Origin of the sequence: Paucidesulfovibrio longus DSM 6739, from assembly GCF_000420485.1 — a bacterium.
In the GTDB taxonomy this organism is placed as follows: domain Bacteria; phylum Desulfobacterota; class Desulfovibrionia; order Desulfovibrionales; family Desulfovibrionaceae; genus Paucidesulfovibrio; species Paucidesulfovibrio longus.
Window position 1 is genome coordinate 260,716 of the sequence record NZ_ATVA01000011.1, and the last position, 20,603, is coordinate 281,318.

18 protein-coding genes are annotated in these 20,603 nt (G+C 65.1%); 9 read left to right on the forward strand and 9 right to left on the reverse strand.

The genetic code is table 11. The annotated features are described in order from the left end of the window. Window positions 1–7 precede the first annotated feature (7 nt). Entirely contained in the window at window positions 8–1,723 is a 1,716-nt protein-coding gene (gene recJ, locus G452_RS0102930) for a single-stranded-DNA-specific exonuclease RecJ (protein WP_022660766.1), read from the forward strand. 62 nt (window positions 1,724–1,785) lie between these two features. Here recJ and lipA read toward each other — a convergent pair whose 3' ends face one another. The 8 genes from lipA to G452_RS0102970 form a co-directional block, all read right to left on the reverse strand. Beyond that, a complete protein-coding gene (lipA, locus tag G452_RS0102935; RefSeq protein WP_027188971.1) occupies window positions 1,786–2,673 on the reverse strand; it encodes a lipoyl synthase in 888 nt (295 codons plus the stop codon). Next, window positions 2,624–3,256, reverse strand: coding sequence for a lipoyl(octanoyl) transferase LipB (lipB, locus tag G452_RS0102940; RefSeq protein ID WP_022660768.1), 633 nt, complete (start codon window positions 3,254–3,256; stop codon window positions 2,624–2,626). Before lipB ends, lipA begins: the two co-directional genes overlap by 50 nt. Next, window positions 3,253–4,647: a small ribosomal subunit Rsm22 family protein gene (locus G452_RS17810; protein ID WP_022660769.1), complete on the reverse strand. Its 1,395-nt coding sequence runs from the start codon at window positions 4,645–4,647 to the stop codon at window positions 3,253–3,255. Before G452_RS17810 ends, lipB begins: the two co-directional genes overlap by 4 nt. Then, window positions 4,637–6,196: an ASKHA domain-containing protein gene (locus G452_RS0102950; RefSeq protein WP_022660770.1), complete on the reverse strand. Its 1,560-nt coding sequence runs from the start codon at window positions 6,194–6,196 to the stop codon at window positions 4,637–4,639. Before G452_RS0102950 ends, G452_RS17810 begins: the two co-directional genes overlap by 11 nt. Before the next feature lie 149 nt (window positions 6,197–6,345). After that, window positions 6,346–7,137, reverse strand: a complete 792-nt coding sequence (locus G452_RS0102955) for a sirohydrochlorin cobaltochelatase (RefSeq protein ID WP_022660771.1) — start codon at window positions 7,135–7,137, stop codon at window positions 6,346–6,348. Between the two features lie 34 nt (window positions 7,138–7,171). Next, the gene (locus G452_RS0102960; protein ID WP_022660772.1) at window positions 7,172–8,794 is read right to left on the reverse strand and encodes a chemotaxis protein CheA; all 1,623 of its coding nucleotides are present in this window, start codon (window positions 8,792–8,794) and stop codon (window positions 7,172–7,174) included. Then, window positions 8,791–9,543, reverse strand: coding sequence for an Hpt domain-containing protein (locus tag G452_RS0102965; RefSeq protein WP_022660773.1), 753 nt, complete (start codon window positions 9,541–9,543; stop codon window positions 8,791–8,793). Before G452_RS0102965 ends, G452_RS0102960 begins: the two co-directional genes overlap by 4 nt. A gap of 12 nt (window positions 9,544–9,555) precedes the next feature. Continuing rightward, a complete protein-coding gene (locus tag G452_RS0102970; RefSeq protein ID WP_022660774.1) occupies window positions 9,556–9,951 on the reverse strand; it encodes a response regulator in 396 nt (131 codons plus the stop codon). Between the two features lie 134 nt (window positions 9,952–10,085). Here G452_RS0102970 and G452_RS0102975 point away from each other — a divergent pair, with 134 nt between their 5' ends. Then, window positions 10,086–10,676 (forward strand): TrmH family RNA methyltransferase, encoded by a 591-nt coding sequence (locus tag G452_RS0102975; RefSeq protein WP_022660775.1) that lies wholly within the window; start codon window positions 10,086–10,088, stop codon window positions 10,674–10,676. Window positions 10,677–10,772: 96 nt separating this feature from the next. Here G452_RS0102975 and G452_RS17815 read toward each other — a convergent pair whose 3' ends face one another. After that, the gene (locus tag G452_RS17815) at window positions 10,773–12,461 is read right to left on the reverse strand and encodes a glycosyltransferase family 2 protein (protein WP_022660776.1); all 1,689 of its coding nucleotides are present in this window, start codon (window positions 12,459–12,461) and stop codon (window positions 10,773–10,775) included. 86 nt (window positions 12,462–12,547) lie between these two features. Between G452_RS17815 and G452_RS0102985 the strand changes: the two genes are divergently transcribed. The 7 genes from G452_RS0102985 (at window position 12,548) to pdxA (ending at window position 20,602) form a co-directional block, all read left to right on the forward strand. Beyond that, the gene (locus tag G452_RS0102985) at window positions 12,548–13,153 is read left to right on the forward strand and encodes an L-threonylcarbamoyladenylate synthase (RefSeq protein WP_022660777.1); all 606 of its coding nucleotides are present in this window, start codon (window positions 12,548–12,550) and stop codon (window positions 13,151–13,153) included. 85 nt (window positions 13,154–13,238) lie between these two features. Beyond that, a complete protein-coding gene (locus tag G452_RS0102990; protein ID WP_081650444.1) occupies window positions 13,239–14,702 on the forward strand; it encodes a sensor histidine kinase in 1,464 nt (487 codons plus the stop codon). A 486-nt stretch (window positions 14,703–15,188) separates the two neighbouring features. Continuing rightward, the gene (locus tag G452_RS0102995; RefSeq protein ID WP_022660779.1) at window positions 15,189–15,665 is read left to right on the forward strand and encodes an NUDIX domain-containing protein; all 477 of its coding nucleotides are present in this window, start codon (window positions 15,189–15,191) and stop codon (window positions 15,663–15,665) included. Beyond that, a complete protein-coding gene (gene glgA, locus G452_RS17820) occupies window positions 15,662–17,209 on the forward strand; it encodes a glycogen synthase GlgA (RefSeq protein ID WP_022660780.1) in 1,548 nt (515 codons plus the stop codon). The genes G452_RS0102995 and glgA overlap by 4 nt, the downstream gene beginning before the upstream one ends. Before the next feature lie 10 nt (window positions 17,210–17,219). Continuing rightward, window positions 17,220–17,528 (forward strand): isoamylase early set domain-containing protein, encoded by a 309-nt coding sequence (locus G452_RS0103005; protein ID WP_022660781.1) that lies wholly within the window; start codon window positions 17,220–17,222, stop codon window positions 17,526–17,528. A 47-nt stretch (window positions 17,529–17,575) separates the two neighbouring features. After that, the gene (gene glgB / locus G452_RS0103010) at window positions 17,576–19,471 is read left to right on the forward strand and encodes a 1,4-alpha-glucan branching protein GlgB (RefSeq protein ID WP_022660782.1); all 1,896 of its coding nucleotides are present in this window, start codon (window positions 17,576–17,578) and stop codon (window positions 19,469–19,471) included. A 69-nt stretch (window positions 19,472–19,540) separates the two neighbouring features. Next, window positions 19,541–20,602: a 4-hydroxythreonine-4-phosphate dehydrogenase PdxA gene (gene pdxA / locus G452_RS0103015; protein WP_081650480.1), complete on the forward strand. Its 1,062-nt coding sequence runs from the start codon at window positions 19,541–19,543 to the stop codon at window positions 20,600–20,602. Window position 20,603: the final 1 nt, after the last annotated feature.

The window sequence follows — 20,603 nt, forward strand, 5'->3', positions numbered from 1 at the left end:
AGGCGTTTTGCCGAACATCTGGAAGTTTCGCGAGCGGGGCGGCAGCCCCGCCGATTCGGATCGCATGGCCCAGGAACTGGGCGTTTCCCCTCTCATTGTGGAAATATTGTCCAGCCGTGGCTTGAAAACCCTCGGCGAGATGGATCGTTTCCTCAGTCCCCTGCTGCGCCACCTGGAGCGGCCCGGCTGCATCCCCGGCCTTGCCGAGGCTGCCCGCGTCCTGGCCCAGGGCATTGCCGAAGGGCTGCCCTTGGCCGTTTGGGGCGACTACGACGTGGACGGCGTCACCTCCACGGCGCTGGTGAAAAACTTTCTCGCGGAGCACGGGGTGGAGGTGCGCCACTTTCTGCCCAACCGTCTGGAGCACGGCTACGGCATGAACGTGGAAGGCGTGGAACAGCTTTACGAAGAGGGCGTCCGGCTGCTGCTCACCGTGGACTGCGGCATATCGGACCATGAGCCCGTGGCCCGCGCCCGCGAGCTGGGCATGGTCGTGGTGGTTTCGGACCATCACCTTCCCGGCGAGTTTCCGCCGGATGCCCAGGCCGTGTGCAACCCCAAGCTGGCCTGCGCGGACGGGGAATGTCCCTGCGCGGACCTGGCCGGGGTGGGGGTCGCGCTGCTGCTCATGGCCGAGCTGAACAGGCTGATGCCGAAACAGATTGATTGGCGGCCGTTGCTGGACCTCGTCGCCCTGGGCACCGTGGCCGACGTTGTCCCGCTGACCGGGCCGAATCGCATTCTTGTCAAGAACGGCCTGCTTATGATCAAGGACGCCAAGCGTCCGGGCATCGGCGCGCTCAAGGAGGTCAGCGGCTACGATCGTCTGGCCGCGCTCGGCGCGGGGCAGATCGGCTTCGGCCTGGCGCCGCGCATCAACGCCGCGGGACGGCTCGGCGATCCGCAGACCGCCCTGGACCTGCTCCTGGCCCCGGACCTGGCCACGGCCCGGCCCCTGGCGGAAAAGCTGGACCGCATGAACGCCGAGCGCCGGAGCGAGGAAGACTCGATCCTCGCCGAAGCCCTGGAACAGGCCGAGCAGCAGCTCCGGCTCTTCCCCAAAGCCATGGGCCTCGTGCTCATGGCGCCGCACTGGCATCCCGGAATCATCGGCATCGTGGCCTCGCGGGTGGTCGAGAGGCATTATCGGCCCACGCTTCTGCTCTGCGAGGAGGGAGGCGTGCTCAAGGGGTCCGGCAGGAGCATCTCGGAATTCGACCTGCACGGCGCGCTTTGCGCATGCGCGGACCTGCTGGCCGGATTCGGCGGCCACAGACAGGCCGCCGGGCTTTCCCTGCCCGCGGAAAATCTGGATGCCCTGCGCGCAAGATTCCATGCGGCCTGCGTCGTCCAGCTCGGCGAGGAGCCGCTGACCCCGTCGCTCAAGGTGGACAGCGAACTGCCCCTTTCCGCCGTCGATTTCAACCTGCTCAAGAATCTGGAACAGCTCCAGCCTTTCGGCATGGGCAATCCCGAGCCGGTATTCGCGACCCCGCCCGTGCAGGTGCGCGAGCACCGCGTTTTCGGCAAGAACCACGTGCGCATGACCCTGGCCGACATGGAGGCCAAGGCGGTGCTCTCGGCCAAGGCCTGGCGCATGGCCGAACAGTTTCCCTACGACCTCAAGGGCAAGGTGCTGCGTTTCGCCTTCACGCCCAAGATCGACCGCTTCAACGGCGTGCCCAAGATCGAGCTGAACATCAAGGACTGGCGGGAAAAGTAAAAGCCGTGCCTCCGAGAGGGGCACGGCTTTTTTCTGGATTCCGTCCGCCCGCTGTGCGGGCCTCAGTCTTCCGCAGGGCGTTTTTCGAGAAACTTCGCAGCATTGTAGCTGCTGCGCACCAGCGGGGCGCAATACATCTGCGGCACGCCCAGCTTCTTCCCTGCCTCGGCATACTCCTCGAAAACGTCCGGGTGCACATAGCGCCGCACTTCCGGGTGTTCGCGCGTGGGGCGCATGTACTGGCCCACGGTCACGATGTCGCAGCGTACCGCCGCAAGATCCTTGACCGCGCGCAGCAGTTCCTCGTCCGTTTCCCCCAGCCCGACCATCAGGCCGGACTTGGTGGGGATTTCCGGCGCGATTTCCTTGGAGCGGGCCAGCAGGTCGAGGCTTTGGCGATACTCCGCCTGGGGCCGGATGCGGTCATAGAGGCCGGGCACGGTCTCCACGTTGTGGTTGAGGATGTCCGGTCCGGCGTCGAGCACCGTCTTCAGGGCATCGCGGTCGCCCTGAAAGTCCGGGATGAGCACTTCCACGGTGCAGTCCGGCTGGGCGGCGCGCAGCGCCCGGATGGTGGCAGCGAAGTGCGCGGCCCCGCCGTCCGGCAGGTCGTCGCGGGTCACGGAGGTCACGACAACGTGCCGCAGGCCCAGGCGTTTCGCGCCTTCGGCCACGCGGCGCGGCTCGTCCGGGTCCAGGGGCTGCGGGCGTCCGGGCGTGATGTTGCAGAAGGCGCAGTTGCGCGTGCACTGGCTGCCCATGATCATGAACGTGGCCACCTTGCGCGAGAAGCACTCCCAGCAGTTGGGGCATTTGGCGCTCTGGCAGACCGTGTTCAGGTGCAGGTCTTTGAGCAGTTCGCGCGTGCCGGAAAAGTTCGGGCTTTCGGGCAGCTTGACCCTAAGCCAGGGCGGGATGCGCAACGGCCTGGAATTCTTCTCGGAAGACATCTTTCACCTCGTGCATGGAAATCTCGCGCCCGGCCTCGGCCGAGAGCGAAGTGGGCCGCGCTCCCTGGATGCCGCAAGGCGTGATCAGGTCGAAAAGGGTGGTGTCGCTGGAAACGTTGAGGGCCAGGCCGTGGTAGCTGACCCATTTTTTCACGGCGATGCCGATGGAGCAGAGCTTGCCCTTGTCGGTCCAGACGCCGGGGTGGCCTTCGCGCCGCCGCGCGGCCACGTCGAAACGGGCGGCGGTCCGGATGACGCTTTCCTCGATGTCGAAGAAGAGCTGCTTCAGCCCGCCGGGTCGTTTTTCCACGGGCAGGATGGGGTAGCCCACGAGTTGGCCCGGAAAATGGCAAGTGATGTTGCCGCCGCGCGTGGTCCGCGCCAGCTCGATGCCGCGCTCGCGCAGAAAGGCTTCGGGCACGTGCAGGTTGGCAAGTCCGCCCTGCCGTCCCAGGGTGATCACCGGACGATGCTCCAGCAGAAAAAGGGTCGGCTCGCCTCCGGCCAGCACGTCGGCGTGGGTTTGCAGTTGGAGCTCCAGGGCCTGCTGGTAGGAAATCAATCCAAGGTCGATGACGTTCATGGCTTTTTAGGTTTGCGGCGCTTGTCCGAGCTGGGTTTGCGTTTGTCCGGGGCTTCCTGGCGGCGTTTTCCCGCCGGTGCGCTCCGTTCCTCTTTTCCCTCGCGGGGCTTGCGGCGGGGGGAAGCGGGCTTGGGGGCGCGTTCGTAGCGTTCGCCGATGCCGCCCTTGCCGGTGCCGGAGCGGGGCGTGCGCGCGGACTTGCCGCCGGACTCGTCCGGTTCGGCGGCGCGCGGTGCGGGGCGCGGCTTGCGTTCCGGGTCGAGCGGAAGGATCAGGGCGCCGGATTTGGGGTCGTTGTCAACGTGTTCCGGCCACTGCGGAACGAGCAGGTCGCCCGGCCAGCCGCCCCGGCTGAGATTCGGGGCCTGGATGAGCACGAGTCCGCGCTCGCAGCAGCCGTATTGGCCTGCTCCGTCCGGAATGGGAAAAATATTCGAGACGGCGCGGACCCGGTCGGACTGGGGCGCGGCGGCGCGGCTCATGAACAGGAAGCTGATGCTTGTGTCGTTCTTGGGCAGTCCGGCCCGGTTGGACAGGGCCTGCAACCAGCGCGGAACGCCCGTGACGGGCAGTCGGAAATGGCACCAGGGCTTGCTGCCCGTGCCGGGCATGGGGCATTCCTCCGCGTGGGGGCAGGGGGAAAGCGGAGCAAAGCCCTGGTCCAGGCATTCGCGGCGCAGGTGGGAAAGGATGGTGCCGGAGCGCCGCGTTCCCGGCTCGATGATCAGGAGCTTTCCGTCGTCCGCCATGTTCTTGCGCAGGATGGAGGTCACGCGCTCGGCCTGGGTGGGCAGGCTGCCGCCCGGTCCCCAGTGCAGTTCGTTGAGCGCGTTGGCCGCCACGAGCAGGTCCGCCCGACCATGGATTTCCGTGTGCATGGGGCCTTTGACCAGATCGATCTTCCAGGGCAGTTCTTCGCCCGCCATTTCGCGCAGCAGGGCCAGGCCGTCGCGCATGATGCCGGGCGTGCGGTCGACGCAGACCAGGCGCAGGCGGCGCGTGCGCAATTCGGGCAGCGCGATCCAGAGGGCCAGAGGCACGGTCAGGGGACCGGAGCCGAGGTCGGCCACGGTGGCTCCCTCCGCAGGGGCGATGCCAAGGCCGTCGCGATCCAGGCCTTGAAAGAGCCGCACGAGCCGATAGAGGTTCCAGGGAAGGAAATAGCGCAGATAGGCGGTCCGGGAGCCGGGGTTGCCCATGTAGTCGTTGTTGATCTCGCCGCGCTCGTCCGTGAGCATCCGGGAGAGGTCGCGAATGCCGTAGGGCAGGGTTTCAAGGTGGCGTCCCTTGAGCGGGTGGATTTTGTCCAGCGCGCGGCCGAAAACCGCGAGGTGCGCGGTCACGGTCTCGTTGGGCTTGGGAAACAGGGTCGAAAGGCGTTTAGCGGACATGGGCGAAGACCATCCTTTGCATGAATTGACTGCCGAGTTCGGGGTCGGCGGCGAGGTCCACCAGCCGGGGCGGGGCCATGCCTTCCAGATCCTTGCGGACCTGGGGCGATTGGAGCAGCAGAACCGCCCCGCGCAGGGAGGTGTTGCCTTGCTTGCGCGTGCGTGCGGCCAGTCCCGCAGGCAGGAATCCCAGAGTTTCCAGATCCGCGAGGGAAACATGCTCTCCCATGGCTCCGGCCAGGTGCAGGGCCGCGAGGTCGCCCGGCAGCAACCCCGCCTCGGCCAGCAGGCGCGAAAAAGCCAGGTTGAAGGCGGCCTTGACCTTGAGAATCTGTTCCACGTCCGAGGCGGGCAGGGCGAGGTCGTCGTTGACGCGAAACGCGGGCTCGTCCTGCGCCGTGAAGAGCCGGGCCGCGAGCCGTCCCAGCAGCGGAGTGGCCGCGTTTTGCGCGGCGTCGGCAAGGAAGCGCCCGTCGGTGCGCAGCAGTCCGGCCCGCAGCAGCAGGGCCACCAGGGAAAGATGTCCGGTTCCGGTGATGCCGGGCGGGCCGTTCTGGTCGTTCTCGAAATATTGCGGAGTCGGTCCGGCCGGGCCGAGGGTGAAGCCGGTGACGGCGCCCGGTCCGGCGGTGCGGCCGCAGCGCAGTCCCACGCCTTCCAGGGCCGGGCCCATGGGCACGCTCGCGCAGAGCAATTCCGAGGGCGAGAGGGCCAGGATGAATTCCCCGTTGGTGCCCAGATCCGCCAAAAGGAAGGGGTATTCCGGCCGGGCGTCCGGTGCGAGGACCAGGGAGGCGAACCCCGCGGAAAGATCGGCTCCCACGAACGGCGCGTAGAGCGGCGGCAGATAGGCCGGGGGCAGGGCCGGATCGAGCCGTTCGAGGCTTCCGCCCCGCAGCGGCAGCGCGTAGGGCGAGGACGCCAGACAGGAGGCGTTTCTGCCGAGCAGCAGGGCGAGCATGGCCGGATTGCCCGCGATGCAGAGGGAATCCACCGGGATGTTCAGCGAAGCGGACAGGAGCTTGAGCTGGTCGAGAACCAGGTTGCGGAGGATGTCCCCGCCGCCGGGCCGGAGGGAAAAGGCCAGCCGGGCCATGATTTCGCCGCCGAGGCCGATCTGCGCGTTCAGTTCCGAGCCGGACGCGGTGATCTTGCCGCCCTGCAAGGCGGCCCAGTGCAGGGTCGTCGTGCCGAGATCCACGGCCAGGGCCGTTTGTCCGCGCGCGTCGAGCCTGCCCTCGCGGCGCGGCCGGGCCGCGCGGGTCGGCTGCGGCAGTTCGATTTCGCAGGGGGTCGCGGGATGCAGGCAGGAGAGCCGCCAGCCCTTGTCCACGTCGTTCTGCCCCAGACGGGCGATTTCCTCCCGTCGAGGCGCGGGCGCGCTGCTGGTGAATCGCACGCGGCAGAGCCCGCATTTCCCCAGCCCGGAACAGAGCGGCACGTTTTCCCAGAGGCCGAGCAAAAATACGGCCTGCGCCAGGGTCTGGTTCGGATCCGTGGCGGTTTCCCGGCGGGTGCCTTCCGGCAGGGTGATGACGATGCGTTCCATTCGGGTTCCTTTATGGGGCGATTACCGTATCCCAGGGGCCCGGTGCTGTAAATGGGCGGTGCTTGGAGTCCCGGTGGCGGGCGGACGGGCACGGGCGGCGGAGCCGGAGGACGGCGTCCCCGACAGGCGTTTTCGCGTCCGGAGAGGGGTCAGCAGCGTTGCAGGCGTTGTATTGCGTCGTGCAGATGCGCGAGCCATATCTTGGACAATTCCGGATGCTCGGCAGCGCCGAGGAGCACCACTTCGCACTCCAGGCCGGCCTCCGTGAGCAGGCTTTCCCAGGATTCCGGCCGGTCCCCGGCCAGGTCGCGCAGGGCGTGCCAGCCCGCGCCGAACAGAAAGGGAAGCAGGGCGGCCTTGCGGATGCCCAGGCGCGCCAGCTTGTCGCGGGCTTCGAGGATTTCGGGACCGTCGATGGGCGCCACGAACACGAGAGGGTTGTGCTCCTGGAGCAATTCGTTGAGGGCGTCGTAATATTCGCTGCCCGGATGGCGGCTGCCGTGGCCCATGAAGAGCACGGCGCCCTCTTGGGGGGCGTGGCGTTCCGCGATGGTCAGCAGGGCCTTTGCAACGTGCTCCAGATCCTGCTCCCCGGCCAGGAGCGGAAAACCCACCTCGATGCGCTCGAAGCTTTCGTCGCGCAGGACCAGCTCGTTGGACAGGGACAGGATGTCGTGAAATTCCCGGCCCGGAATGACGTGCAGGGACTGAATGGCCACGCGGCGCAAGCCTTTGTCCGCGAGTTCTTCCAGGCGGGAGCGCAGGCCCGGAGCGGACTCGCCCTTTTCTTCCAGCATCTTGCGAACGTGCTGCGAAGTGTAGGCCACTTCGCAGGGCACGCCCGGATACTCGGCGCGGACCATGTCGCGGATGCGGCTCAGGGCGGCCTGGGCGTCGGGCTTGCGGGAGCCGTATGCGGCGAGAAGAATGGCGTAGTTCATGTATCGGGCGGCTCCGGAAGGGGCTCGGCCGGACTCAGGTCGCGGCGGGTTCCAGGCAGAAGGAGCGCAAAAGCGCTTCCACATCGACCACGAGGGCGTCGGATTCGCCCATCATGCCGAAGCCGAGGATGGGCAGGGAGAAGATTTCGCCCACGGGCAGCGTGAATTTGGTGATGACCACCTGCTGCTGGCGCAGAACCTCGTCCACGAGAATGGCGGTCTTGAGCTCGCCGACGCGGACGACCACGGCCTGGGCACGGGTCATGTCCTCGATATCCGTCGCGATGTCAAGGTAATCGCCCAGCCGGAGCAGGGTGTGCACCTCGCCCCGCACGTCCACGGTCTGCCTGCCGTCCGGCAGATCGACCATGTCGCGCTTGCGCGGCAGGTAGATCTCGACCACGTCCTGGCTGGGGATGATGAACAGTTCCTTGCCCAGGCGGCAGACCAGCGCTTCCACGATTCCCTCGTTGGCCGAGCGGGAAAGGGGAATTTCCAGGGTGAAGGTCGAACCCCGCCCGTATTCGCTGGCGATGTCGATCTCGCCGTCCAGGGTGTTGCGGATGACGTTGAGCACGGCGTCCATGCCCACGCCGCGACCGGACACGTCCGTGACCTTTTCCGCGGTGCTGAAGCCGGAGGTCAGGATGAGTCGGAAGATTTCGGATTCGCTGAGTTCCTCGTCCCCGGTGAGCAGCCCCTTTTCCAGGGCCTTGGAGCGGATGCGCTCCGGGTTCAGGCCGCGTCCGTCGTCGCGGATTTCGATGTAGGCGTTCTCCCCTCTGCGCGCGGCCGAGAGCCGGACTGATCCGGTAGGCGGCTTTCCGGCGGCCTCCCGTTCCTCCGGCATTTCGAGGCCGTGGTCCACGGCGTTGCGCAGCAGATGCACCAGGGGTTCGTTGAGGCTCTCCACGATGGTCTTGTCCAGGGCCAGGCTGTCGCCCAGGATCTCGAAGCTGATCTTCTTGCCCATTTTCTGGGCCAGGCTGTTCACGAGGCGGTGCATGGGCACGAAAATCTGCTTCAGCGGCACGAGGCGGACCGCGTTGACCTCGGTTTGCAGGTTGGTGATGATGATGTCCAGCTCGCGCAAGCTGCTGGCGGTTTGGCTGGCCCCGGTTCCCCCCGCCTGGGAGATGACCGCGTAGGTGACCATCAGCTTGCCGACCAGCTCGATGATCCTGTCCAGGCGCTCGGTGTCCACGCGGATGGAGGAAATGCTCGAAGCCTTGATGGCCTGGGCCGCGGCCTGCTGCTGCGTCTGGCCCTCGGATTCCGGTTGATCGGGCAAGGCTTCGCCGAGTTCGTCCGCTTCGGGTTCGGCGGCCACGGGTTTGGGGGCTATCGCCTCTTGCGGCGGTTCCGTCTGGACCTGGAGGGCGTTCATGGCCCCTTCTTCCAGAAGGCCGGACATGGCGAAGAGCAGCTTCTTGTACCCCTCGCAGATGCCCAGCAGGGCCGTGGTGATGTCGGCGCTGACCGGAGTGATGCCGTCCGCGAGCATGTCCATCAGGGCGATGACCTGCGCGGAGGGCAGCTTCACATGGGAGAGGCCAAGGCTGTCCAGGACGTCCTTGATGCCTGCGCCGCCGTTCTGCTCCGAATCCAGGATGCTGCGCTCGAATCCCTCGATGCATTTCTGGATGCTCTCGATCATGCGCTGCGCTCCCGGCGTGCCTGCTGCCGTTGCAGATAGGCCTCGAGGTTGGAGTAGCTTTCGAAATACCTGTCGAAGCCCCAGGCGTAAAAGGTGGCGCGGCAGGATCCGCGCATGCCCGCCGCTGCGAGCTGAAGCCGGGCGGCGTGGCCCGTGATGCTCTGCCAGACCGAGGAGCCCATGGTGCGTACCTCTTCCAGATCGAGAACGGCGTCCTCTCCGTCGGCGATCTTGCCCAGTTGCTCTCCGAGGGCCAGGCGATGTCCCTCCAGGTGCAGCCGGGGGCAGGTCACGCGGATGATGGAGTATCCGTCTTGGCGAACGAGCCTGAAGCAGTCCGCGCTGGGGGCGAGCTCCTTGCGCTTGCCTCCGGCCGCGTCGGCCAGAAGCTTCAGGATCTCGTCGGCTTCCTGCTGGTTCAGCGCCCCTTCCGTCCGGATTTGCTCCAGAACCTGGAAGATCGCGGTCACGCCGCGTCCTGCCAGGGCGAGGTTTCCCTCGTTGCACTCGATCTTTTCCGCCTGGAGAGCCTTGAGAAAGTCTTCGACCTTGTGGGTGAAGGAGGAGGCCGGCTCGAATCCGCTCATGAATCCGGCCACGCCCTTGATCGTATGGATCGGGCGAGCGAGGATCTCGATGCCTTCCGCGACGTTTCCGCTGTCGAGAAGTTCAAGTCCTTCGATGACTTGCGGATAGTACTTGTCGTTCACTTCCGCAAAAAATTCTTCGACCATGGGATCGATGGTCATGCGGATTCCTCGCTACTTGGCCAGCAGCCCGAGCTTTTCCAATTCGCCGTAGAGCTTGTCCTTGTCCACAGGCTTGACGATGTACCCGGAAGCTTCGCCGTCGTGGAATGATCGGATGACGGTCTTGGGGTCGTCGAGGGCCGTGGTCATGATCACCTTGACGGGATTGGCGATGTCCAGCTCGCGTTCCATGTCGCGGATACGCTCCAGAGCTTCCATGCCGTCCACTTCGGGCATCATGATGTCCATGAGGATCAGTTCGTATGGGTTGCCTTCCTTGTGGGCCAGGCGAAAGGCATCCAGGGCTTCCTTGCCGTTGACCACGACTTCGACCTCGAAGGCGGTGGTCAGGAAGGAGCGCAGAACTTTGCGACTCAGGAATTCATCTTCGACGATAAGCGCACGCATGTCGTCCTCGCGTCGATGGGAAAAAGTGTTGTTGCATCGTCAGCCACGTTATCAAAAAACAATGGGAATACAAAGGGGAAATTCGAAATCCCGTGCATCTTGCGCGCAAAGGCATAATCGGGTAGGCACGCGACATGCCACGAGAGATTACTCCCCAGCGGCTGGAGCGCATCCGCGACGTGTTGCGGCTCCGCCAAAAAGATCTGACCCTGATTATGGATAACATCTGGGATCCGCACAATGTTTCCGCTGTGCTGCGCAGTTGCGACGCCTTCGGCGTGCTCGGCGTTCATCTATATTATACGACTGCAAAGTGGCCCGATATCGGCAAAAAGTCTTCGGCATCGGCGCTCAAATGGGTCGACCGCACGCGCCACGACAGCGCGGCGGAAATGATAGGCGGGCTTCGTTCGCAGGGCTATCAGATTTTGCGGACGGGCTTCTCCGAGACGGCGCACGAACTCGCGGAATGCGATTTCACGCGGCCCACGGCGGTGATCCTTTCCAACGAGCATCGCGGCACCTCTCCGGAGCTTGCCGAACTCGTGCCCGACGAGATCTATATCCCCATGCGCGGCATGATCCAGAGCTTCAACGTATCCGTCGCCGCCGCCTTGATCCTCTACGAGGCGTCCAGCCAGCGCGACGCCAACTCCATGTACGACATCCCCTCCCTCAGCGATGAGGAACTCCTGGAATACGAGGCGCTCTGGCGCGAGCGCTAGCGCTACGGCATGGCGGCTCGGCGTTGCCTGCCGCCTTTGCCCGCGTCGGGTCCGCCCTTTTCGCGCGATGCGGGGCGGGCCGATTCGGCTTGCGGTTCATTCTTCGCAGGTTTGCGGCGGCAGCCCCTGAAGCAGGGCCTTGCGCCGGGCGAGCAGATCGGTCCAGAGCGTTTCCCGGTGCCTGTCGCCGAGCGCCTTGATCTCCTCGCGCCCGTACTTCCCCTCCAGCTTGATGCGGTTGCCGAAGACGTGGCCTATGCCCGCCAGGGTCTGGGCCTTGGCCAGGCTGGAGTGCTGGACGTGCCGCACGGCCAGTCGCCCTTCGTAGACCACCTTCATGCCGTTCAGCCCAACGCGCAGGTCGCGTTCCAGGTCGTCGAACTGGGTCGGAGAGAAGCGGATGTCGAAGTCTCCGGCCCGGCGCACCCCCTCCATGCTCAGCAGGTGGCAGCAGCCGGACACGGAAAGCGCCGGGCGACGGTAGCTGAAAAGCCCCAGGTCCAGGGCGTTGGCGCAATTGTCGAAGATCAGGATGTTGTCTTCGCGTTCCTGGAAGGTGGACGGACACTGGCCGGGAGGGAGCAGGTGGTAGTCCGCGGACTGGATGCAGGCGGGCGCCGAGGCCGAAATGATTCTGCACCCGGCCACGTCCGCGCCGCTTTCATCCATGGCCCTGCCGAGACGCACCAGCCAGTCCGCGGGCAGGAGCACGTCGTCGTCCAGAAAGGCGGCCCTGCGGCAGGCGCGGACTTCCGGCAGGGAGAGCAGCCAGTTCCGCGCGGCGGGCGCGCCCACGTTCACGGGCAGGCGCACGTCCAGGAAACGGCCCGGAGCGAACAGCGAACGGCAGCGGCGCACCGTTTCCGCAGTGGCGTCGGAGGAGCCGTTGTCCAGGGCCACGACCAGGGCGCGGCGCAGGTCGCTGGCCGCGAGGCTGCGCAGGGTCTGCTCCAGCAGTTCGGCCTTGTTCCATGAATAGACCAGGACGCAGGTGTCGGAATAATCCTCGTCCGAGGCCGGAACGGGCGGTTCGAGCAGATTGGAGAGCTTCAGGGTCAGCTGGGGATGCCAGGGCAGCCGTCGCCAGACGCCGGCGAGCAGCCGGATTCCTTCGGCCCGTTCATCCATGCGCAGGGGAAGCTCCGCGCGGAGATAGTCGGAGAAGGGGGACCAGAGTTCCGGGCTCAGCGCCTGCGCGTGGGCCAGGGCCTGCTTCGGGGGCAGGTAGTGCAGCGCCCACTCGGCCCGGAGCCGGTTCTTGAGCGGAAGCAGGTCGGGCTCCACGTCCGCGGCGTCCAGAAGCGAGGGGGGAAGATCCTCCCGCCCAAGACGCAGCAGCCAGTCCCAGGAGGCCGCGAGCCAGAAGATTCCTTCGCCGGGCTGGCGCACGCGCAGCAGCAGGTGCTTGAGCGCCAAGGCCTGTTCCCCGGCGTCCATGGCCGCGCGGAGCGGTTCGCTGTCCAGCGGGCGGGCCAGGGCCGCGTGCAGCTTTCGCAGGAAGCGGGGCAGCGGCGGGGTGAAGGGTTGCGTCCGGCCCGCTTCGAGTAGGGGCGTCAGGGCGTCGAGGCTCAGCGGGCGGCGCTGCCAATTCCAGAGCAGCAGCTCCCGCGCCGCCGGAAGCAGCGCGGGAGCGCGTTCGACGCCCATGCGCAACATGCCGTGCCCAAAAGCCAGGGCGGTGCGGTCCTCTTCGATGCCCAGGGGCCATGTCGGCGCGGCGGGCCGCAGGGTCTGGAGCACGGATTCTCCGAAGTCGGGATCGCAATGTATAGGGGATGCGGACATGCGGCCTCCTGTTACGGCTTGGTACGATATTTCGGATTCCTTGAAAAGCCGCTGACCCGGGAACTCTTTTCTGCTAGAGGGTTCCCATGCGAAGCGTACTTCAGACCCTGCGCGACGGCGGAGTGGTCATCTACCCTACGGAAACCCTCTACGCCCTCGGCTGCCACGGGCTTTCCAGGGATTCGGCGCTGCGGGTGCTGCGCATCAAGCAGCGGCCCGAAGCCAAACCCCTGCCCCTGATCATCGGGGCCCCGGACATGCTCGAACTGGTGGCCGAGGTCGTTCCCGACTGCGTCCGCGCATTGGCCGAAGCCTTCTGGCCCGGCCCGCTCTCCATTCTGGTCCGCGCCTGCGCCGAAGTGCCCAGGCCCATCCGCGACTCCCTCGGCTTCGTCTCGGTCCGCTGCACGCCGCATCCGCTGGCGGCGGCGCTCTCTCGCGAGCTGCATGCCCCGCTGGTGGCCACCAGCGCGAATTTCAGCGGGTGTCCCGCTGCGGGGAGGCCCGAAGAACTCGATCCGGACCTGATCGCCCGCGCGGACGCCGCGCTTCTGGCGCAGCCCTATCCCGAAGGGGGCGCTCCTTCCACCCTGGTCATGCCCCACCCGGACGGGCGCATTCAGGTTCTTCGTCACGGCGCAGTGCCGCTGTCCGCTCTTCATGCGCAAGGCTTCGCGTTTCTTGACGACTGAGCCGCGCCGCCTGTCGGGAAAAGAGAGCTTTACTGCGCCCGGTCATTTTGGCAAGCTGCGGAATCCTGATACGCTGTGAGACTGAATGAAACCAATGCCGGTTCCCAACATCCTTGTCATCGAGGACAGCAAGTCCGTTCAGGCGGAATTGGTGCGGCGCATTGAAAAGGATCTCCGGTTCAATGCCCAGGCCGTGGGCACCCTGGCCGCGGCGCGCACCGCCCTCGCGGAAGGCGAATGGTTTCTCGCCATCGTCGATCTGGCGCTGCCGGATTCGGACGACGGAGCAGTGGTGGACGCCGTGCTGGAGCACGGCCTGCCCTGTCTCGTGTTCACCTCGGACATCACCCAGGAAACCCGGCAGCGCATTCTGGCCAAGAGCGTGACCGACTACGTGGTCAAGAACCGTCACGCCGTGGACAATCTCGTGACCGCGGTGGGGCGGCTGCACCGCATTCGCGGACGCAAGGCCCTGGTGGTGGACGATTCCCGCTCCATGCGGCGCTATCTCAAAAACCTTCTTTCCCTGCATCTTCTGGACGTGGTCACCGTGGAATCGGGCGAGCAGGCTCTGGCCTTGCTCCAGGAGGATCCCCATTTCCTGCTGGCCGTGGTGGACTACGAGCTGGATGGCATGGACGGCGTGGAGCTGACCGTCAAGATCCGCGCCCGCAGGGAACTCAAGGATCTGGGGATCATCGGCATTTCTTCCTTCAGCGGCGAGCCGCTTTCAGTGCGGTTCATCAAGAACGGCGCCAATGATTTTCTTCGCAAGCCCTTCGAGCGGGAGGAATTCCAGGCCCGCATGTTCCAGCTGGTGGACACGGTGGAGCGGCAGCGACGCCTGCGGGAACTGGACGAAATCAAGAACCGCCTGCTCGGCATGGCCGCCCATGATCTGCGCAACCCCATCAACGCCGTGAACGGCTTCGCCGGCATCCTGCTCCAGACCGCCAAGAGCGCCCTGGACGAGAACCAGCAGAAAATGCTCGAATACATCCAGCTGGCCGGCTGGCAGATGAACGCCCTGGTCAGCGATCTTCTCGATATATCGGTCATCGAGAGCGGCAGGCTGGAGCTCTGCTGCCAGCAGGAGGACATCGCCTCGCTGATGGTCGAGCGCGTGGACATGGCCCAGCTGATGGCCGGGGACAAGAACATCGAGATCCGCATCGACCGCAACGAGGCCTTGTCCGCCAATGTGGACCGCCGCCGCATCGGACAGGTCATCGACAACCTGCTGACCAACGCCATCAAGTTTTCTTCCCCCGACACCCTGGTGAGCGTGGAGTCCTGGAGCGAGGACGAAAACGTCTGCTTCCAGGTTCGCGACCAGGGCCCGGGAATTCCCTCGACAGAACGCGACAAGCTTTTCGTCTCCTTCCAGAAGCTGACGAACCGGCCCACGGCGGGCGAGGTCAGCACCGGCTTGGGGCTGGCCATCGTCAAGAAGATCGTGGAGGCGCACCAGGGCCGGGTGCAGGTGGAAAGCGAGCGCGGCAAGGGAACCTGCTTTCGTGTTTGTCTGCCGCTGCAATCCCACTGCTGATGGAACCACATTGAGGGTTGAATTTTTTGAACCGGGTGCCGTTGCCCGGTTCAACTTTTTGTTCTACAGCAATCTTGGCGTGTTATGCGCTTGCGGCACCCCGGACAGAACTGGAGCGCGATTCTCCGGTATAAAAAATTGATCGGCTTTCATGGAGCGGCGGGCGGGGAATGGAATTTGTTTTCTTGCGCAATATCTTGATTATGCTCATCTTTCAACAAATAATGTCCAGGCCCTGAAGTCTGGCACGAAGACTGCTAATAACAAATTATCCTTCTTCTTTTGCAGACACAGTGTTCGAATGAGGCTCTCCGGGTGGTCCGGAGAGCCTTTTTCGTTTTTCGGTGGCGGGGATTGCGTAAATTTGAAGAACTCTTCGAAACAGATGCGCAATCGGTTGTCATCCGTAGACAGTATGCTATGAATAGAACCAGATGATCGTCGCGAGAATGCACGGCATGAAAAGCGGCGATTCGGGGGGCTTGGATGAAGACGGCGCGATCCTGCCCGCATTGTGGCCGGGAGGTGGAGTTTTATCGAAATCCGCTTCCGACCGTGGACGTGGTCATCCATGTGCCCGGTCGGGGGGTGGTGCTTGTGGAGCGCGCCAACGAGCCGCACGGCTGGGCCTTGCCCGGCGGTTTCGTGGACTACGGCGAAAGCTGCGAGGCGGCCGCCCTGCGCGAGGCGCGCGAGGAAACGAGTCTGGACGTGATCCTGACGGGTCTTGTGGGAGTCTATTCCGATCCGTTGCGCGACCCGCGCCACCATACCCTCAGCGTTGTCTACGCGGCCGCGGCTGCGGACCCTTCCCGGCTGAAGGCGGGAGACGACGCCGCCGGAGTGCGGATATGGCCCCTGGACGACCTGCCCTCCCTGGCATTCGACCACGCACGCATTCTTGAAGACTACCGCAGGAGCCTGCCCGGCGCCGCTGCGGACCTGAACCGGAGGCATGGGTGACGGACGAAACCACCAACAGGCCGCGCATCGTTCTCCTGACCTCGGAGATGTTTCCCTTTTCCAAGAGCGGCGGCCTCGGCGACGTCATGGGGGCGCTGCCCTTGGCCCTGCACTGCAAGGGGGCCGAGGTCTGCGTGATAACGCCGTTCTATGGCCGCCTGAGCACCGCCGGACACGAGATCCGCCTGGTCCGGTCCGATTGTCCCGTGGGATATCCGTGGAGCCCCGTCACTGCCGAGATCTACCGCACGGACTACCAGGGCGTGCCGATCTATTTCGTGGCGCGCGGCGAATACTTCGACCGCCGCGCCTACTACAACACCTATGACGGCGATTATTTCGACAATTGCGAACGGTTCACGTTTTTCGTGCGCGCGGCCCTGTCCTGGTGCCGCCAGTTCGAGACGCCCCCCGCCGTGATCCATTCCCACGACTGGCAAAGCGCGCTTGCGCCCGTTTTCCTGCATTTCCTGCGGCAGACCGATCCGTTCTGGAAGGACACGAAATCGGTCATGACCATCCACAACCTGGCCTTTCAGGGACGGTTCTCCTTTCGGCTTTTCGAAAACTGCGGCCTGCCGGGGGAGGCCTGGAACCTCGACGGCGTCGAGTATTACGGCGACTTCAACCTGCTCAAGGGCGGCATCGCCTATGCCGACGCCGTGACCACGGTCAGCCCGGCCTATGCGCGCGAGATTCTGTCCCCGGCCTTCGGCTGCGGGCTGGAAGGAATTCTCCAGAAGCGAAGCGACAGGCTTCGGGGCATTCTGAACGGAGCGGACTATTCGGTCTGGGATCCGGACAGCGACAAATATCTGCCCTGTGCGTATGCGCCCGAATCCATGGACGGGAAACGCGTCTGCAAGCGCGCCCTGCTGCGGGAGTTCTATCTCGCGGACCAGCTGGAGGACCGGCCCCTGCTTTGCTTCATCGGCAGGCTGCGAAGGCAGAAGGGCATCGACCTGCTTTTCGAGATCCTTCCGGAGCTGATGCGCAACGAGGTCGGGGTCATCGTCCTCGGCGAGGGCAATCTTGAGTTCGAAGCCCGGCTCCAGGAACTCGTGGAGCAATACCCCGGCAGACTGGGCGGGGCCATCGGCTATTCCGAGGATCTTGCCCACCGCATCCACGCGGGGTCGGACATCTTCCTGATGCCTTCGCGGTACGAGCCCTGCGGCCTGACCCAGATGTACGCGCTGCGCTTCGGCACGCCGCCCGTGGCCACGGCCGTGGGCGGGCTCATCGATACCATCATCTCGCACCCCAGCCCCTATTGCACGGGCTTCACCTTTGCCAAGCCGGAGCCGGGCCTTTTCCTGGACGCGGTGAACCGCGCGCTGCGGCTCTGGAACGACAAGACCGCCTGGCAGGGTATGATGGAGCGGGCCATGCGCCAGGCATTCACCTGGGAGCTGGCCGCGGAGAAGTACCTCGACCTCTACGCCTCCCTGGGCGCGGAATTCCGGTCCGATGTCGGGCCGGAAGCCTCCCCGGAAGACGAAGCCGTTCTGCAATGCAACCCCCGGACGCTCCGGGGCGCATAAGGAGTGGAAGATGCCGCTTTCCAAGAAATATTTAAAGAGCAAGCCGGTCTGCAAGGTCACCTTCAAGGTGTCCAAGAGCACGGCGCAGGGGGCCAAGAGGATTTTCCTCGTGGGCGAGTTCAACAAGTGGAACACGAAGAACCTGCCCATGCAGCAGCTCAAGGACAATTCCTTTTCCGTGACCGTTGACCTCGAAGTGGGCCGGGACTACCAGTATCGGTACCTTACGGATGATGGCGTCTGGCTGAACGATTCCAAGGCCGACCGCTACGAGTACAGCGCCTTTGCGGGCGGCGACAATTGCGTGGTCACCACTTGAGGCATGGCCCGGCTTCTCTTGGTCCGACCGAACAGCAACGAGGAACAATGCCCGAAACCACCCGCCCCGTCTATATCGCCCCCTTCGACCTGCATCTCTTCGGCAAGGGCGAGCATTGGGATTTATACCGTATTCTCGGAGCGCACCCCGCCGTGGGCGAGGACGGCGCTCCGGGCTATCGGTTCGCGGTCTGGGCGCCCAACGCCCGGAGCGTCAGCGTGCTCGGCGCGTTCAACGACTGGACTCCGGGACGGCACCCGCTTTTCCCCGTGGGATCCTCGGGCATCTGGGCCGGATTCCTTCCCGAAATAGGGCGCAACGTCTCCTACAAATACGCCGTGGAGCAGCAGGGCGGGCGGGTGATCTTCAAGACCGACCCCTTTGCCTTGGCCACGGAGTCGCGTCCCGGCAACGCGGCCGTCACCGGGACGCTGGACGGCTACGTCTGGGGCGACGAGGACTGGATGGAGTCCCGCCGCAAGAACGAGCTGCCCCTGGCGCGTCCCGTGTCGGTCTATGAAGTCCATGCCGGATCGTGGCGCAGGCCGGACGGCAGGTTCCCCACGTATGCGGAGCTGGGCGACGAGCTGATTCCCTACGTCCTGAACCTGGGGTTCACGCATGTGGAGTTTATGCCCCTGGCGGAGCACCCCCTGGACGAATCCTGGGGCTATCAGACTTCCCACTACTTTGCGCCGACCTCCCGTTTCGGCTCGCCCGACGAGTTCCGCTCCCTGGTGGACCGTTTCCATCAGGCCGGGCTGGGAGTGTTTCTGGACTGGGTGCCCGCGCATTTTCCCAAGGACGAATGGAGCCTGGGCCGCTTCGACGGCACGGCCCTCTACGAGCACCAGGATCCGCGCCTGGGCGAGCATCCGGACTGGGGCACCTACATCTTCAACTACGGCCGTTATGAGGTCGCCAACTTCCTGCTCAGCAACGCCCTCTATTGGCTCAAGGAATTCCACATCGACGGCCTGCGCATCGACGCGGTGGCCTCCATGCTCTACCGGGACTATTCTCGCGAGCACGGCCAGTGGCTGCCGAACCAGTACGGCGGCAACGAGAACATCGAGGCCATCGAGTTTCTGCGTCGGCTGAACACCGTGGTCCACGCTCATTATCCCGGCGCCTGCGTCATCGCCGAGGAGTCCACCTCCTGGCCGGGAGTGTCGCGGCCCGTGTATGCGGGCGGACTGGGATTCACCTTCAAATGGAACATGGGCTGGATGAACGACACCCTGGCTTATTTCCGCAAGCAGCCCATCCATCGTTCGCATCATCACCAGAACCTGACCTTCTCCATGCTGTATGCCTTCACGGAGAATTTCCTCTTGCCCATTTCCCATGACGAGGTCGTGCACGGCAAGGGCGCGCTGCTTTCCAAGATGCCCGGCGATTCCTGGCAGCAGTTCGCCAACCTGCGGCTTTTTCTGGCCTACCAGTGGGCTCATCCCGGCAAGAAGCTGCTCTTCATGGGCTGCGAGTTCGGACAGTGGAACGAATGGAATTGCAGCCGCGAACTGGACTGGATTCTTATGACTTTCGACACCCACAGGGGCGTCTCGCACCTCGTGGGCGACCTGAACAGGCTGCTGCGCGAGCAGCCTGCGCTGCATGCGCACGACCATGACTGGGACGGGTTTCAGTGGCTCGATTTTGCGGATCACAACGCCTCGGTGATCAGCTTTTTACGCAAGTCGCCCGGAGCGGCTCCCGTGCTTTGGGTCTTCAACTTCACGCCCGTGCCCCGCGAGAACTACGCCGTGCCCTGCCCCCTGGAAGGGGAGTGGCGCGAGCGGCTGAACACGGACGCGGGCTGCTATGGCGGCACGAACCTGGGCAACGGCGGCGCGGTCCTGGCGCGCCCGGAAAACGGCGGCCCCACTCTGCGGCTGACCCTGCCTCCCCTGGCGGCGCTGGCTTTCGTTTACCAGGGCTGACCCCCTCCGTTTCGCGGGGACGGCGAGAAAGTGCTTTTCTCGGCTGCCGCGAATCCGTAATCTATGCGGATGAATACCATCCTGATCACGCTGGGCGACACGGGCGGGCTTGGGCCGGAACTGGTGGTGCGCCACTTCCTTGAGGCGGCTTCTGACCCCTGCGGCCTGGAGGCGGCGGGCCAGGGCGACGCGGGCGGGGATTCCTGCGACATCGGCTTACGCTATCTGCTGCTCGGCCCGGAATCGGCCCTGCGGACGCATCTGGGTGCCGGAGAACCTTTCTGGACGCGGCTGGAAGCGCCGGAAGAGCTCTTGGAGCTGGGGCCGGGAGTCTATCTTTTCGAGCCGGAGGAGCTCGCCGGGCTGGCCTGCCCCCTGGGCACGCCGAGCGTGGCGGGCGGAACCTGCGCCGGGGTGAGCCTGGAGCTGGCCGTGCGCCTTCTGCGGGACGGAATCGGCCAGGGACTCTGCACCTGCCCGCTGAACAAGGCCATGCTCCAGGATGCGGGCTTCGATTTTCCCGGCCATACTGAATTTTTGGCCGAGCGCCTGGGCGTGGGGCGCGAGAACGTCTGCATGCATCTGGGCGGACCGGTGCTGCGCGTCAGCCTCGTGACCACCCACCCGCGATTGCGGGACGTGGCCGACTTGATCACCCAAGAGCGCATTTTGCACTGTCTGCGGCTGACGGCCGCGCACATGCGCGCTCTGGGCGTGGCCGGACCCATCGCGGTCTGCGGGTTGAACCCGCACGCGGGCGAGTCCGGGAAGATCGGAAGCGAGGAAATCGAGATCATCGCTCCCGCGCTGGAAGTGGTCCGCGCCGAGGGGCTGGACGTGGTCGGTCCCCTGCCGGGCGATACGGTTTTCCATTTCGCCGCGCGCGGAGCCTATGCGGCTGTCCTGGCCATGTACCACGACCAGGGCCTGGCCCCGCTGAAGCTGATGCATTTTTCAGAGGCCGTGAACGTGACCCTGGGCTTGCCGTATCCGCGCACGTCTCCGGACCACGGCACGGGGTACGATCTGGCGGGCAAAGGCTCGGCCAGCCTGGAGAGCTTCCGGGCCGCCTTGCGGATGGTCGAGCGCATGGTGGAGGTGCGGGAAGAGGTTCGGGCCGTGGCCGAATGAC